16 protein-coding genes and 1 pseudogene are annotated in these 13,190 nt (G+C 68.4%); 3 read left to right on the forward strand and 14 right to left on the reverse strand.

Annotated elements, in window-relative coordinates; all coding sequences use genetic code 11:
• Window positions 1–180: 180 nt before the first annotated feature.
• Together F1643_RS04955 and F1643_RS04960 are read left to right on the forward strand one after the other, a co-directional pair.
• A complete protein-coding gene (locus F1643_RS04955) occupies window positions 181–924 on the forward strand; it encodes an MgtC/SapB family protein (protein ID WP_194911359.1) in 744 nt (247 codons plus the stop codon).
• Between the two features lie 80 nt (window positions 925–1,004).
• Window positions 1,005–3,131 (forward strand): sensor histidine kinase, encoded by a 2,127-nt coding sequence (locus F1643_RS04960; RefSeq protein WP_194911362.1) that lies wholly within the window; start codon window positions 1,005–1,007, stop codon window positions 3,129–3,131.
• Here F1643_RS04960 and F1643_RS04965 read toward each other — a convergent pair.
• From F1643_RS04965 to msrA, 7 genes are all read right to left on the reverse strand, one after another.
• Window positions 3,125–3,739 carry a pyridoxamine 5'-phosphate oxidase family protein gene (locus F1643_RS04965; protein WP_194911364.1) on the reverse strand — a complete coding sequence of 205 codons (615 nt, stop codon included), beginning with the start codon at window positions 3,737–3,739 and terminating at the stop codon, window positions 3,125–3,127. The genes F1643_RS04960 and F1643_RS04965 overlap by 7 nt on opposite strands.
• Entirely contained in the window at window positions 3,736–4,236 is a 501-nt protein-coding gene (locus F1643_RS04970) for a DinB family protein (RefSeq protein ID WP_194911366.1), read from the reverse strand. Before F1643_RS04970 ends, F1643_RS04965 begins: the two co-directional genes overlap by 4 nt.
• 216 nt (window positions 4,237–4,452) lie before the next feature.
• On the reverse strand, window positions 4,453–4,875 hold the full coding sequence (locus F1643_RS04975; protein ID WP_194911369.1) for a hypothetical protein: 423 nt from the start codon (window positions 4,873–4,875) through the stop codon (window positions 4,453–4,455).
• Entirely contained in the window at window positions 4,781–5,134 is a 354-nt protein-coding gene (locus F1643_RS21650; RefSeq protein ID WP_206692345.1) for a hypothetical protein, read from the reverse strand. Before F1643_RS21650 ends, F1643_RS04975 begins: the two co-directional genes overlap by 95 nt.
• A 6-nt stretch (window positions 5,135–5,140) precedes the next feature.
• Complete coding sequence (locus tag F1643_RS04980; protein ID WP_194911371.1) at window positions 5,141–7,069, reverse strand: DNA translocase FtsK; 1,929 nt, start codon at window positions 7,067–7,069, stop codon at window positions 5,141–5,143.
• Complete coding sequence (locus tag F1643_RS04985; RefSeq protein ID WP_194911373.1) at window positions 7,066–7,611, reverse strand: hypothetical protein; 546 nt, start codon at window positions 7,609–7,611, stop codon at window positions 7,066–7,068. Before F1643_RS04985 ends, F1643_RS04980 begins: the two co-directional genes overlap by 4 nt.
• Before the next feature lie 182 nt (window positions 7,612–7,793).
• Complete coding sequence (msrA, locus tag F1643_RS04990; RefSeq protein WP_194911658.1) at window positions 7,794–8,435, reverse strand: peptide-methionine (S)-S-oxide reductase MsrA; 642 nt, start codon at window positions 8,433–8,435, stop codon at window positions 7,794–7,796.
• Window positions 8,436–8,601: 166 nt separating this feature from the next.
• On the opposite strand from msrA, the gene F1643_RS04995 reads away from it, so the two are divergent.
• A complete protein-coding gene (locus F1643_RS04995) occupies window positions 8,602–9,063 on the forward strand; it encodes a hypothetical protein (RefSeq protein WP_194911375.1) in 462 nt (153 codons plus the stop codon).
• Between the two features lie 13 nt (window positions 9,064–9,076).
• Here F1643_RS04995 and F1643_RS22320 read toward each other — a convergent pair whose 3' ends face one another.
• The 7 genes and pseudogenes from F1643_RS22320 to F1643_RS24470 all read right to left on the reverse strand — a co-directional run bounded on the left by F1643_RS22320 (window position 9,077) and on the right by F1643_RS24470 (window position 13,163).
• On the reverse strand, window positions 9,077–9,397 hold the full coding sequence (locus F1643_RS22320; RefSeq protein WP_370540486.1) for a TrmH family RNA methyltransferase: 321 nt from the start codon (window positions 9,395–9,397) through the stop codon (window positions 9,077–9,079).
• Window positions 9,398–9,464: 67 nt separating this feature from the next.
• A pseudogene (locus F1643_RS24460) lies at window positions 9,465–9,941 on the reverse strand (TrmH family RNA methyltransferase); the annotation flags it as partial.
• Window positions 9,942–9,974: 33 nt separating this feature from the next.
• On the reverse strand, window positions 9,975–10,553 hold the full coding sequence (locus tag F1643_RS05005) for a YqaA family protein (protein ID WP_149228185.1): 579 nt from the start codon (window positions 10,551–10,553) through the stop codon (window positions 9,975–9,977).
• A 195-nt stretch (window positions 10,554–10,748) separates the two neighbouring features.
• The gene (locus F1643_RS05010) at window positions 10,749–11,195 is read right to left on the reverse strand and encodes a YgjV family protein (protein WP_255542430.1); all 447 of its coding nucleotides are present in this window, start codon (window positions 11,193–11,195) and stop codon (window positions 10,749–10,751) included.
• A gap of 434 nt (window positions 11,196–11,629) precedes the next feature.
• Entirely contained in the window at window positions 11,630–12,022 is a 393-nt protein-coding gene (locus F1643_RS05015; protein ID WP_194911377.1) for a winged helix-turn-helix domain-containing protein, read from the reverse strand.
• 171 nt (window positions 12,023–12,193) lie between these two features.
• Window positions 12,194–12,727 (reverse strand): glucokinase, encoded by a 534-nt coding sequence (locus tag F1643_RS24465; RefSeq protein ID WP_370540473.1) that lies wholly within the window; start codon window positions 12,725–12,727, stop codon window positions 12,194–12,196.
• Window positions 12,636–13,163 (reverse strand): glucokinase, encoded by a 528-nt coding sequence (locus F1643_RS24470; protein ID WP_370540474.1) that lies wholly within the window; start codon window positions 13,161–13,163, stop codon window positions 12,636–12,638. Before F1643_RS24470 ends, F1643_RS24465 begins: the two co-directional genes overlap by 92 nt.
• Between the last annotated feature and the right edge of the window lie 27 nt (window positions 13,164–13,190).

The following is a 13,190-nucleotide window of genomic DNA, read 5'->3' on the forward strand; positions in this document are numbered from 1 at the left end:
GTATCGATACTTTGGAGCGGTCTGGAATTGACACAGGTCAAGCGGGGCTGTTCACGCCTGTGACGGAATGGCGCGGCGGACCCGCCAGTCGCGCCGCGCAGGCGTTCCGGCCCGGACCGCGCTAGACTGGAGCCGGGCCTTGTGGAAAGGCCTGAGGCGTTGGTTCGGGATGGGATGGCCATGGATTTGCTGCGCTCCTACTGGTCGCCGGCCGAACTGGTGACCAACGGGCTGATTCTTCTGCATCTGTTGGGAGCGTTGGCGGTCGGGCTGCTGCTGGGGTACGAGCGCAGCTATCACGGGCGGGCGGCGGGAATGCGGACCTATGGGCTGGTCTGCCTGGCGTCGGCCGCGCTGACGGTGGTCAACGCCTATCCCGCCATGTGGTACGGGGGCATGGGGTTTCAGGGCGGGCCGCAGAGTGTTGCCGGGGCCGGCGACCCGACGCGGGTGATCCAGGGCATCGTCACCGGCATCGGATTCCTCGGCGCAGGCGTGATCATGCGCGAGGGGCTGTCGATTCGCGGCCTGTCCACCGCAGCGTCGATCTGGGCGACCTCAGCCATCGGCATCATCATCGGGCTTGGCTTCTACGCCGTCGCCATCGCCGCCGCGCTGCTGACCATCCTGGTGATGAGCCTGCTGCGGCCGATCGAGCGGCTGCTGCCGCACCGCTCGGTGGTCCATCTGACGCTGGTCTTTCCCCGCGACAAGGCGCCGCCGCCGGACGAGTTGCGGGCACAGGTGGCCCGCCATGGGTTCGAAGTGGTCGACTGGGCCTTCCACCTCGCCAATGGCAGCGGCCAGTTCGAATGCCAGCTGGTTCTGCAGGGCAAGGGCGACCTCGACCCGATGATACTGGTCGCGGCGCTCGCCTCGACAGACGCCCTGGTGGAGTTCAAGTTGTCGCCCTCGCGCATCTGACAAGGGTCGGGCAAAGGCGGGGATGGAATGCATATGTGCTTAATCTTTTCCTAAAACTTTAGCTTTATCGAAGCTGTACGATGACCAAGGATGCGATGAACGGCGGCGTGAGCGGCCGGTGGATGGAAAGCCGGCGCGGCAGCCTGCCGGCCATCCGCAGTCGCACCCTGGCGGGACGCGGGCCGTCCTGTCTTCTACCCGGTTTTTTGCGTCTGCTTCTTGGCGCGGCCCTGCTTTGGCTCTGCGCATCGGGCGCAGCATCAGCGGCGGCGCCAGTGGAGCCGCTGCGGCTGGAATCGTCCACCGCCGGCGCCACGCTGGCCGGCCATTTCGCCCGGCTGGTCGATCCTGAGCGCAAGCTGGACTTCGCCGACATCCTGAAGGCCGACGCCGCCGGAGGCATGGAGCCGCGCAGCGATTTCCGCGGCGCCGGCCAGACCCGCGACATCCATTGGTACCGGTTTGATTTGCTGCGCGCGCCGGGCGCTCCCGCGGACTGGATCCTGGAGATGGGCGAGGCCTACATCGACCATCTCGACCTGTTCGTTCCGAAATCGATGGCGGCGGCATCGATGGCGGCGGACGGACGGCCGCAAAATCCGGACGCCTACCGGCTGGTCCGTCTGGGGGATTTCGTGCCCTTCAGCCAGCGGCCGATGAAGACGCGGCTGCACGCCCTGCCACTGACCCTGCCGGAAGGGCGGCCGGTCTCGCTCTATCTGCGAGTCGATTCGATCAGCGCCATCCGCCTGTCCGCCCGGATGTGGACGCCGGCGGCCTATGTCGGCCACCAGACGCCCGACCTGCTGTTCCAGGGCCTGTTCCTCGGCGTGCTGGGCATCCTGACGCTGGGATACGTCGCGTTGGGGCTGCTTCTGCGCGACGGGGCGCTGCTGGCCTACACCGGCTATGTCGCCACCGTCTTCTTCTATTACCTGTTCGCCAACGGCACCGCCGCCACCCTGCTGCCGGACATGCCGGGCTGGTTCATCAACATGATGGTGGGCAGCAGCGGCTTCCTGGGCTTCGCCGCGGCGCTGATGATGTGGGTCCATATCCTCGACCTGCGGAGCCGGGCGCCGCGGCTGCGCCGCTGTTACCAGGGGCTGGCGCTGCTCGCCGTGCTGATGCTGCCGACGACTGTGTCGCCGCTCTATGCCCTGACCAATCCGGTGGTGACGGTGTCGGCGCTGGTCGTGGTGGTGATCGCGCTGGTGCTGACTGCGCGCATGGCCTGGCTGAACCCCGGCGACCTCAGCCCGCGCTTCTATCTGGCCAGCACGCTGGTCTCGCTCGCCGGCCTGCTGCTGACCCAGATGTCGCTGCGCGGCGTGCTGCCGGCCGATTTCGCCGTCGCCGATCCCTACCAGATCTCCTCAATGGTGGCGGTGCTGGTGCTGGGCGTCGGTCTGGCCCTGCGCATCGGCCGCCTGCAGTCCGAGCGTCTGCGCGCCCGCGAGGAGTCGGCCTTCGCCACCAAGCGGGCGGAGGAGCAGCGCACCTTCGTCGCCATGCTGTCGCACGAGTTCCGCACCCCGCTCGCCTCCATCGACAGTGCGGCGCAGATGATCGAGCTGTCCGGGGCGGTCACGGCGCCGGCGGCGCTGACCCGGCTGGAGCGCATCCGCAACACCACCCGCAAGATGGTCGAGCTGGTGGAGCTGTTCCTGTCCTCCGACGCGCTGGACCAGGGGGCGCTGGCGCTGAAGCCGGAACCGGTGGCGCTGGGCCAGTTGATGGAAGAGGCGCTGGGCGGCCTGACGGGGACGGAGGCGGAGGACCGGCTGGAGATGACGGTGGAGACGCCGGACCACCCGCTGCTGGTCGACGCGCCCTTCCTGGGGGTGGCGATCGGCAACCTCGTGCAGAACGCCCTGCGCTACTCGCCCCCGGAGGCGCCGGTGCGGGTGACGGCCGGCTATGATGCGGCCGGGGATGGAGGGGAAATCGTCATCCGCGTCGCCGATCGCGGGCTCGGCATGGCGCCCGAGGAGGTGGAGCGGATCGGCTCCATCTATTTCCGCGCCTCCTCCTCGCGCGGGACGAAGGGCACCGGGCTGGGGCTCTATATGGCGAAGAAGATCGTTGCCGCCCATGGCGGCACCCTGACGGTGGAGAGCACGCGCGAGGAAGGCTCCGTCTTCACCATCCGGTTGCCGGATGATGGCGGGCAGGCGTCCGCCGCCGCCCGTCTCGCGGCTCAGTAAAGCGTCTTGGGGATCCGCTCCGCCAGAGAACGGTCATAGGCGTCGCCGCCCTCGCGCCCGGCGCTGGCCTCCGCCAGCAGCGACCCCACCGAGGGCAGGCTGGCGCGTGGCAGTTGCACCGCCGGATCCCACAGGTGGGAACGCAGCAGGGCGCGGGAGCACTGGAAGAACACCGTCTCGATGGTCACCACCAGCACCGATTTCGGCGCCTTGCCGTCGACGGCGAAGCTTTCGCACAGCACTTGGTCGGTGTCGATCACCGCGCGGCCGTTGATGCGCAGGGTCTCGTTCAGCCCAGGCACCAGGAACAGCAGCCCGACGCGAGGATCGGCCAGGATGTTGCGCAGGCTGTCGATGCGGTTGTTGCCGCGGCGGTCGGGGATCAGCAGGGTGCGGTCGTCCGCCACCCGGACGAAGCCCGGTTCGTCGCCGCGCGGCGAGGCGTCCAGCCCGCCCGGCCCGCTGGTGGCGAGTACGAAGAAGGGCGACGCTTCGATCAGCGCGCGGTAGCCGGGGGTCAGCGCCGGCACCTCCTTGGCGATGGAGGCGGCGACCGGTTCGCCATAGAGGGCTTCCAGCGCGGCGAGGTCGGTGATGGGGCGGCTCATTTCGACTCCAGCAGGAAATAGACGAAGTCGATGGACGGGGCTTCCAGCGCGAACTGGCTCAACAGGCCGTGGGCCTGCCCGCGATGGTGGGTCTGGTGGTTGAAGACGTGGGTCAGCACCTGGGCGAAGGGCAACTCGTGGGCCGTGCCCGCCATGCTGCGGTAGGAGAGGACCGACTCGAACCGCTCATCCGGGGTGGCCGCCAGCACGCGCAGGATGCGCTCGTCCTCCGCCTCGCGGGCGGCGCGGAGGCCGGCGAAATCGTCGCAGAGGATTTCATCGAGCGCCGAGGGCTTCGGCCCGGCGCCCTCGATCCGCTCCAGCCAAACCCGGTCGGCGACCAGGATGTGGTTCAGCGTGCCGCACATCGACCGGAAGAAGGCGCCGCGGTCCTCGCGGAACTGCGCGTCGGACAGCTGGGCCGCGGCGTCGTACAGGCGGCGGTTGGCCCAGAGGTTGTAGCGGGCGAGGGTCTCGAAATGCCGCTTGGGGTCCATGAGCGCTCCAATTCTTCCGGCCTGTCGCGACTATCGTAAATCGCATGCCGCGGATCCGCTTGAAAATCGCGCGGACAATGATAATCTCTTCAACGTGAGTTTCTTCAGGCAACTCCCCTGCCCCCGTCATAATGGGGGCGACGGTCCAGTGACCTGCCCCGCTTGTGGATTCACGAGCGGGGCGGAGGGGTTTGTAGAGAGACTATAACCTCCAGATTATGTTTCAAATGGAATAGGCTGATAGGATTTCCTGGCCTTGAGCTTTGCTGCGTCAAGGATTTCTTTGTGCTCTTCCTTAAAAGAGCGTGTACCTTCCCGAATTTTCCTGATCTTATCAAGCGCGACAATCGCGTAAGGATAGTTTGTTATGTATTGAGCGCCTTCTTTTCCTTCAAAAAGGTTTCTCATCTTTCCAGTGATTACAGTGTTCAATAAACGGTAAAGTTCTGGGTCGCCTCGTTCAATGGCAACTTTTGCATAATAGTCAACAAGCCGCAGAGCTTGGGGGCATCCTGGTTCTTGCCGGTCCCACTGGGAAATCAGGTCAATGCCTTGAGTGAAGCTCTGGTAAAAAAAGCGCTTCTTCAGCCTTCTTCTGTTGTTGGAGAAAAAACCGGTTTTGTTGTCGTTGCTGAACATAGCCGGAGTAGATGACGACAATCAGCGTCAGTGACCCAAACACGGGACCGAAGTGACCACCGAAGAAGTCTCCTTGTGGTCCATACTCCGCCAACCCCTTGTCAGAGCCAGTCGCCGTGAAGTAGGCGGCAATGGCATGCCCCAAAATTGCTGTGGTGACGAAGACAAGGACTATACATAAAGTAACGACCGCATTGTAAATACGGTCGTTACTCGGTTCAAACATGTCCTGCTCGGATTTTGAGCATTCAGATGGCATGCGCGTTCAAACCCCCGCGCGCTTGGCCGACAGGCCGGCGTGGGACAGCAGGACTTCGCGCTTGCCCTGGTGGTTGGCCGGGCCGACGACGCGCTCGGTCTCCATCCGCTCCACCAGACGGGCGGCGCGGTTGTAGCCGATCTGCAGCTGGCGCTGGATGAAGCTGACCGACACCTTGCCCTCGCGCACCACCAGGTTGACGGCCTGCATGTAGAGGTCGTCGCCGGTCGCAGCCGAACCGCCGTCCTCGTCCTCCACCGCGGCGGCTTCCTCCTCCTCCTCGGTGATGGCTGTGACGTAGTTGGGGGCGCCCTGCGCCTTGACGTACTGGACGATCTCCTCGACCTCCGAATCGGAGACGAAGGGGCCGTGGACGCGGGTGATGCGGCCGCCGCCCTGCATGTACAGCATGTCGCCCTGGCCCAGCAGCTGCTCCGCCCCGGCCTCGCCCAGGATGGTGCGGCTGTCGATCTTGCTGGTGACCTGGAAGCTGATGCGGGTCGGGAAGTTGGCCTTGATGGTGCCGGTGATGACGTCGACCGACGGACGCTGCGTCGCCATGATCAGGTGGATGCCGGCGGCGCGCGCCATCTGGGCGAGGCGCTGGATCGCCGCCTCGATCTCCTTGCCGGCGACCAGCATCAGGTCGGCCATCTCGTCGACGATCACGACGATGTAGGGCAGGGGCGTCGGTTCCGAGGGAGTCAGGTCGAAGACGTTTTCCGGCTCCCCCGGCGCCGGGGCGCGGCGGGGCATCTTCTCGCCATTGGCGATCATCTCGGCCATGCGGGCGTTGTAGCCCTCGATGTTGCGGACGCCGAGCTTGGACATCGCCTCGTAGCGGCTTTCCATCTCGCGCACGGCCCAGCGCAATGCCACCACCGCCTTCTTGGGATCGGTGACGACGGGGGTCAGCAGATGCGGGATGCCGTCATAGACCGACAGCTCCAGCATCTTGGGATCGACCATGATGAAGCGGCAGCGCTCCGGCGGCAGCCGGTAGAGCAGCGACAGGATCATGGTGTTGATCGCCACCGACTTGCCCGAGCCGGTGGTGCCGGCGACCAGCAGGTGCGGCATGCGGGCGAGGTCGGCCACCACCGGCTCGCCGCTGATGTCCTTGCCCAGCGCGATGGCGAGCTGCGCCGTGGTGTTGCGGAAGGCGTCGTGGTCGAAGCTCTCGCGCAGGTAGACCATCTCGCGCACCGGGTTCGGCAGCTCGACGCCGATGACGCTGCGGCCGGGGACGATGGCGATGCGGGCGGTCACCACGCTCATGGAGCGGGCGATGTCGTCGGTCAGGTTGATGACGGTCGCCGACTTGGTGCCGGGCGCCGGCTCGAACTCGTAGAGGGTGACGACCGGGCCGGGACGAACGTCCATGATCTCGCCGCGGACGCGGAAGTTCTTCAGGACGGTTTCCAGCATCCGCGCATTGCGGGCCAGCACCGATTCGTCATGCTGCTGGACCGGGCGCGGCGGCGGGTTCTGCAGCAGTGCGACGGCGGGCAGCGAATAGACCGCGGGATAGTCCACCGGCTCCGCGGGAGCGGCCGGGGCGGCCTGCGGCGCGGCCGGGGCGGGCGCGCAGGGGCTTGCCGCTTCCGGCGCCGGCGCAGCTTCACACGGGGGTGCGGCGGGCGCTTCGGCCTCCGCCGGGTCGCGCGCCTCGTAAGCCCACTCGACGCCGGACAGGAAGGCGAAGCCGGCGACCACCGCCAGCGCCTCGTCCGACAGGTTGGTGGAATAGACGGTGCCGGCGCGCGGGGTGCCGGGCAGAACCTCGACATCCCACATCACGCGGCCGTCGGGGCGCGGGTTGGGCACGAGGTTGAAGGGGCGGCCGTTCAGCGCGCACCACAGATTGAACTCGTCGGCGGTCACCACGCCCGCCTGGGTGGGCGGGGCGGCGAGATGCGGCATACGCGGGGTCATGCCGAGGCTCCCGGCTTCTGAACGGTGAGGGGGACTGGACCGGAGGAGGAGCCGCCCGGCCCCGGGGAGTATACTGGGGGGCGGGCCGCCAGTTCGCGCGGCGTCATCTCGTAGGCGGCGACCAGCAGCTTGTCGATGCCGACCCCGTCGCTGGACATCGGCAGGACCAGCCGTTCGAAGCTGCGGCTGCGGCCGCCGAAGACGGCGGTGTGGATACGGGCGACGGGCAGCCGTTCGCGGCGCACCGTCTCGTATTCCGGCTGCAGCACGGCGCGCTGTTCCGGCGGCAGATCGTCCAGCGTGGCGCCCAGACGCGACTGGCCGAAGGCCGCGACCAGCGCCTTGCCGTAATAGGAATAGACGAAGGTGCCGGATTCCTCCCCGATCACCTCGAACACGACGATGTTGTCCTTCCACGGCCGCAGATCGGCCGGGGAGATGCTGCTGGGGACCGGCGGCCGGCCGGCGACGGATTTGGTGAGCCAGAATTCGAGCAGGCCGCTGAGGGACGGCGTCGCCAGCTCGGTTCTTTCCTTGGTCATGACAATCGCAGCTGGACGGGCGGCGCTCCCGCGGAGGTAACGCCGCCGGAGCTTTCAAGAGCCGCCGGAACCATACCCGCAAGGGCCGGTGCGGCGCAACCGCGAGGGCCAAGCCCGGCGGGTGTGCCGTAACCCGGCATTTACTGGCCGACTTTTACCGGCCGGCTCTTACCTGCGCTTCATCACGCGGCGCAGGTGACGCCGGTGCCGCCAAGCCCGCAATAGCCGTTGGGGTTCTTGGCAAGATACTGCTGGTGGTAGCCTTCCGCGAAGTAGAAGGGCGGGGCTTCGCGGATCTCGGTGGTGATCGGGCCGTAACCCGCCTGGGCCAGCCGGTCCTGATAGGCCGCCAGCGTCGCCTCCGCCGCCGCTTTCTGGGCGGGGCTGTGGGTGTAGACGGCGGAACGGTACTGGGTGCCGACGTCGTTGCCCTGGCGCATGCCCTGAGTCGGGTCGTGCGATTCCCAGAAGACGCGCAGCAGGTCCTCGACCGTCACCATGGCCGGGTCGTAGACCACGCGCACCGCCTCGGTATGGCCGGTGCGGCCGGAGCAGACCTCCTCATAGGTCGGATTCGGGGTGTGGCCGCCCTGATAGCCGACGGCGGTCACCCAGATGCCGGGAACCTGCCAGAACTTGCGCTCCGCCCCCCAGAAGCAGCCGAGCCCGAGGTCGATGACCTCCAGCCCGGGCGGGTAGGGCGGGGCGAGGCGGTGGCCGTTGACGTGATGCCGGTCGGGCACCGGAACGGGTTGGCTGCGGCCGGGCAGCGCCTCCTCCGGCGTCGGCAGCGTCGGCGGCTTGCGCATGAAATGCCCCAGCATGGTCGGGTCTCCCATCAATAGCGATCCGTTGGAGGGACCCCTTATGTCGGGTCACGGCCCGGCCGCGGCAAGATGGCGCAGGGTTGGCCGACTGCACCGGGACCTTCGGGCGTTTCCCTGCGTTTGACCCTGTGAGCCAGGAGGAACTTGAGAAAGGAGAGTCACCATGGCGAGCACCACCGACGACCGCCTCGTCGAATCGCTGATCGAGCATGGCCGCCGCAACGGCAACCGCCTGAGCGCCGAGGCGCTGGGCGGCATCCTGCCCGTGGACACCATGACGCCGGAGGAAACCGCGGCGGTGATCGAGCGGGTCGAGGCGGCCGGTGTCGAGGTCGAACTCGACGACTCGCGCCTGATGCGGGGCCGTCCCAACCCGGCATCGGCCCGGCAGACCGGCGAGTACCGCCGCGGCGACGGCGTGGTGGACATGGCCAGCCCGGCGGCGCCGGCGGTCTCGGCGCCGGGTGCCGTGCCGTCGCGTCATGGCTGGGCCGACGACGTCGGGACCGGACATGCAGGCCATCACCATGGCGCCGCGCCGACCTGGACGCGCAACGGGGTGGAACTGCTGCCGTTGGCGTCGGTCGCCGTGGTCGCGCTCTTGCTGATCCTGATGCTCGGGTAACGCTGGAGCGCCTTCAGCCCGTCGCCATGGCGTGGATGAGGATGGCGGCGGTGGCGGCGACGTTCAGCGACTGGACGCGCCCGCTGCCGGGGATGGTCAGCACCGCCTCGCAGGCCGCCAGCGTGGCCGGCGGGATGCCATCCTCCTCGTTGCCCAGGATGACGGCGGGCGGTTTGGCAGTCTGCATCTTTGAATTGGGGGAGGCGCGCCAGCCGGTCAGCGCGCCGGCATCGACGGTCGGACGGGTCTGGTCCAGCGCCGTGCCGAAGACCCGGTGGCTGGTGCGCAGCCGCTTCAGCAGGGCGGGCAATGCGGGGGCGCGTTCCAGCGTCACCCACTCGAACCCGCCCTCCCGCCACGCGGTAGGCGGCCTCCGACGGCAGGGCCTGGCCGGGATGGTCGGAGACCAGCACGCGCGGCAGGCCGAAGAAGGCGGCGGTGCGCAGGATGGCGCCCAGATTGTGCGGGTTGCCGACCCCGTCGAGGATCAGCAGCGGCTCGCCCGCGCGGCGCGCGGCCTCCGGATCGAACAGCGGCACGCTGCGCGGCGCCATCAGCGCCACCACCCCGCCATGCAGGACGGTGCCGGCGACCTTCGCCAACTCCTCGCCTTCCACCATGCGGTAGGGCCTGCGGGCGGCCGCCATCGCCTTGCAGAAGGCCCCGACCGCCGGTTTCAGCCGCTCGTCGAAGAACAGGCGCTCGACCCGCTCCGGCTCGTGGGCGAACAGGGCGGAGACGGCGGCCAGCCCGGCGACGCGGAACAGCTTGCGCGATTCGGTGGGCTCCGGGGTGGGCGGAGCGGACGGGGCGGCGGGCCTGGCGTGGGGGTGGGAGCGGGAGCGGCTGGGATGGGGCGGGCGCCCGCGCGGAGGCATGGAGGTCCTGTCTGTCGGAAGTAGGGCGGCGGGTTACAGCAGCTTCACCACCAGGAAGCCGCCGATCAGCGCCACCGCGAACACGCTGGTAACGAGCGTCAGCCGCTTCTCGATGAAGGCGCGGATCGGCGGGCCGAAGAAGTACAGCAGGGCCGCGACCAGATAGAAGCGCATCGACCGCGAGATGATCGAGGCGCCGATGAACACCCACAGCGGCAGATGGGCCACGCCGGCGGTGATGGTCAGCAGCTTGTAGGGGATGGGCGTCATGCCCTTGATGATCAGGATCTCCGCCCCGTACTCGACGAAGGTGTGGCGCAGCTGCTCGAACTTGTCGGTCAGGTGGTAGAACTCGATGACCCAGCGGCCGATGGTCTCGTACAGGAAATAGCCGATCATGTAGCCGGCGATGCCGCCGACCACCGAGGCCAGCGTGCAGATCGTCGCCAGTTTGAAGGCCGACTTGCGGTTGGCGATGACCATCGGCACCAGCAGCAGGTCCGGCGGCAGCGGGAAGAAGGAGCTTTCGGCGAAGGACACCCCGGCCAGCCATTTGGTCGAATCCTTCGACGCGGCCTTGGCCATGGTCCAGTCGTAAAGACGCTTCAGCATGAATGGGCTGCCCTTCGTCGCTGCCGTTGCGGTGCGCCGTAAGGCGCCTGTTGCAATGCACCTCGCGGCGCATGAGGCTCCTTATTAGGCGGGAGCGTGCCGGTGCGCCAGTGCCCAATTCGATCGCCCCCGGACAGGCAGGACCCATCCGGAGGCGTTAGCCCGGTCATGCGAGGCGGCTTCAGGCCGGTATCGTCAGGCGGCGGCAAGACCCTTCGGCGTCGCATTGGCGTTCGCCGTGGCGACCGCTGCCGGAGCGGCCCTGCGGCGCTCGCCGCGCAGGCGCAGCAGGTTGGCGGCGGCGCTGAAGGCGTCCGAGGCCATGGCGAAGGGCGACATCACCAGCGCGTTGTGGCTGATCCAGAAGGCGCCGGCCACCAGCAGCAACAGGCGCATGCGCACCGCGTCCGACTGCCAGCGCGCCAGGGTGGAGAAGGTGATGCCCAGGCTGGACAGCGCCGATGGCAGGCCCGACCAGGTGAAGACGGCGATCGTCGCGATGGCCGGCACCGTGGCGGCGAAGGCCGCGGTCTGCCAGCGGTTGCGCCCCTCCGGCATCGCCGCCAGGGCCTGCGTCACCACCAGCAGGCACAGCGCCGCCGCGGTGTGGGCGCCCAGCAGCACATAGTGGATGATGAACATCAGGTTGGTCGCCGCCTGCCCCGGCCAGCAGGGCGCGGCGCTTCTTCATCAGCGGCCACAGGCACGAACCGGCGAAGGCCGCAGCACCGAAGGCATCGGCGGCGGTGACGGGCAGGGGGAGGGACAGCATGGCGGCGGTGGCTCGGGAGGGGGGCTGAAGGGCGCAAGGGGGCCCTTGCGGTGCCGCGGAGGCGGCCCGTTCGGGTGGGGTGGCGGATGGCATGCTGGGAAAAGGTCTGTTGCCGATCGGTCACGCTGGGACCAAGCTGCAACGGAACCATATCTACGGCGCGGCGCCCCGCCGCACCACCGGGCTTCACGGTGCCCAGGGCTGCGCCGCGCGCATGGAAGAAAAAGCGGACATCAGCACTTGGCGGAGCTTCGACGATAACTTGAAGCGGCCAAGCCGATGACTTGACTGGCAAATCAAGCGGTCAGCCGGCCGGCGGCGTCCCGTCCCCGTCCGTGGGTTGCCCGTCCTCGGGCTGTTCTTCCTTCAGCATCTCGTCCAGCCAGCGCAGGTGCGGTTCGGCGGCCTTGCGGGCCTCCTCCTGCATGCGGCGGTAGCGGGCGACCACCTCCTGCCCCAGCGGAGTCAGGCCGGCGCCGCCACCCTCGCGGCCACCGACGCTGGTGCGGATCACCGGCTCGCGGAAGGCCGTGTTCATCGTCTCCACCAGGAACCAGGCCCGCCGGAAGGTCATGTCCAGGGACCGCGCCGCGGCGGAGATGGAGCCGGTGCGGTCGATGGCCTCCAGCAACGCGATCTTGCCGGGGCCGATGGCGCCCGACGGGTGCATGAAGCGGACGCGAAGGTCGGTGGACATGGCGTTTGTCGGGGGCTTTCCGGTGGGATGGCGTTCCGATGGGATCCGAACAAGGATCGGAACAACCATGTGGGGACGATCCCACCGGTTCAAGCGACAAGTGGCGCAATAGGGGCAACCGCCGATGGGCGCGCGATTGGTCGCACCCTCCGGCGTATCCTTGTCCGGTGCCTATTCCGCCCCGGCGGCCTCGGCGAGGCCCAGGAAGGCGGGCAGCTCGTGGGTGACGACATAGGTGGGGATCGGCGCCAGGAAGTCGCGCATGCGGCCCTTCTCGGCGAAGCGCTTGCGGAAGCGGGAATGGGCGAACAGCGTTCCCAGCCTGGGCACGATGCCGCCGGCGATGTAGACGCCGCCCGCGCGCCCAGCGTCAAGGCGAGGTTGCCGGCGACGGTGCCCAGCATGGCGCAGAACATCTCCACCGCCTCCACGCAATGGGGCTCGGTCCCGGCCAGCGCATTGTCGGTGATCCGGGCGGGGGTGAGGGCGGCCGGTTCGCGCCCGTCGAGGATCGACAGGGCGTTGTAGAGGTTGACGAGGCCCGGCCCCGACAGCACCCCGCTCGGCCGAGACATGGTCGAAGCCCTTGCGCAGCTGGCCCAGCACGGCGCTCTCACGGTCGCTGATCGGTGCCATGGTGACATGGCCGCCCTCGCCCGACAGCGCCGTCCAGCGGCCGTTCGCCCCCGGCACCAGCCCCGACACGCCCAGCCGCTGCCCGGCCCCAGCACGGCGACGACGGCCCCCGGCTGCGGAGTCCCCTCGCCGACCTGCCGGCGGTCCTCCTCGCCGAGGCGCGGCACCGACAGTGCGACGGCGGTGAAGTCGTTGATGACGACCAGCCCCTCCAGCCCCAAGCGTCGCGCACCCGGCCAACGGAGAATTGCCAGACCAGATTGGTCATGGCGATGTGGTCGCCGGTGACCGGCCCGGCCACCGCGAAGGCGCCGCGCCGCGGCCGGCCCGGCGTGCCCGGCGACGCCAGCCCGACCGCCGCAAGGTAGGCGGTGGCCGCATCCTCGATCGAGGCATAATCGGCACAGCGCAGCACCCGCGCCTCGCGCACCATCCGGCCGTCGATCAGGCCGAAGCGCGCGTTGGTGGCACCGATGTCTGCGACGAGGATGGGAGAGGCGGCCATGGGTCCGAACCTGCGCTGCTGGTGGGC

The organism is Azospirillum sp. INR13 (assembly GCF_015390205.1).
Classification (GTDB): domain Bacteria; phylum Pseudomonadota; class Alphaproteobacteria; order Azospirillales; family Azospirillaceae; genus Azospirillum.

Excerpts from the sequence above, each read along its gene's own strand:
- F1643_RS04955 (WP_194911359.1), top strand. The coding sequence starts at position 181 with ATGGATTTGCTGCGCTCCTACTGGTCGCCGGCCGAACTGGTGACCAAC.
- F1643_RS04960 (WP_194911362.1), top strand. The coding sequence starts at position 1,005 with ATGACCAAGGATGCGATGAACGGCGGCGTGAGCGGCCGGTGGATGGAA.
- F1643_RS04965 (WP_194911364.1), bottom strand. The coding sequence starts at position 3,739 with ATGAGCCGCCCCATCACCGACCTCGCCGCGCTGGAAGCCCTCTATGGC.
- F1643_RS04970 (WP_194911366.1), bottom strand. The coding sequence starts at position 4,236 with ATGGACCCCAAGCGGCATTTCGAGACCCTCGCCCGCTACAACCTCTGG.
- F1643_RS04975 (WP_194911369.1), bottom strand. The coding sequence starts at position 4,875 with ATGTTCAGCAACGACAACAAAACCGGTTTTTTCTCCAACAACAGAAGA.
- F1643_RS21650 (WP_206692345.1), bottom strand. The coding sequence starts at position 5,134 with ATGCCATCTGAATGCTCAAAATCCGAGCAGGACATGTTTGAACCGAGT.
- F1643_RS04980 (WP_194911371.1), bottom strand. The coding sequence starts at position 7,069 with ATGACCCCGCGTATGCCGCATCTCGCCGCCCCGCCCACCCAGGCGGGC.
- F1643_RS04985 (WP_194911373.1), bottom strand. The coding sequence starts at position 7,611 with ATGACCAAGGAAAGAACCGAGCTGGCGACGCCGTCCCTCAGCGGCCTG.
- msrA (WP_194911658.1), bottom strand. The coding sequence starts at position 8,435 with ATGCTGGGGCATTTCATGCGCAAGCCGCCGACGCTGCCGACGCCGGAG.
- F1643_RS04995 (WP_194911375.1), top strand. The coding sequence starts at position 8,602 with ATGGCGAGCACCACCGACGACCGCCTCGTCGAATCGCTGATCGAGCAT.
- F1643_RS05005 (WP_149228185.1), bottom strand. The coding sequence starts at position 10,553 with ATGCTGAAGCGTCTTTACGACTGGACCATGGCCAAGGCCGCGTCGAAG.
- F1643_RS05010 (WP_255542430.1), bottom strand. The coding sequence starts at position 11,195 with ATGTTCATCATCCACTATGTGCTGCTGGGCGCCCACACCGCGGCGGCG.
- F1643_RS05015 (WP_194911377.1), bottom strand. The coding sequence starts at position 12,022 with ATGTCCACCGACCTTCGCGTCCGCTTCATGCACCCGTCGGGCGCCATC.
- F1643_RS24470 (WP_370540474.1), bottom strand. The coding sequence starts at position 13,163 with ATGGCCGCCTCTCCCATCCTCGTCGCAGACATCGGTGCCACCAACGCG.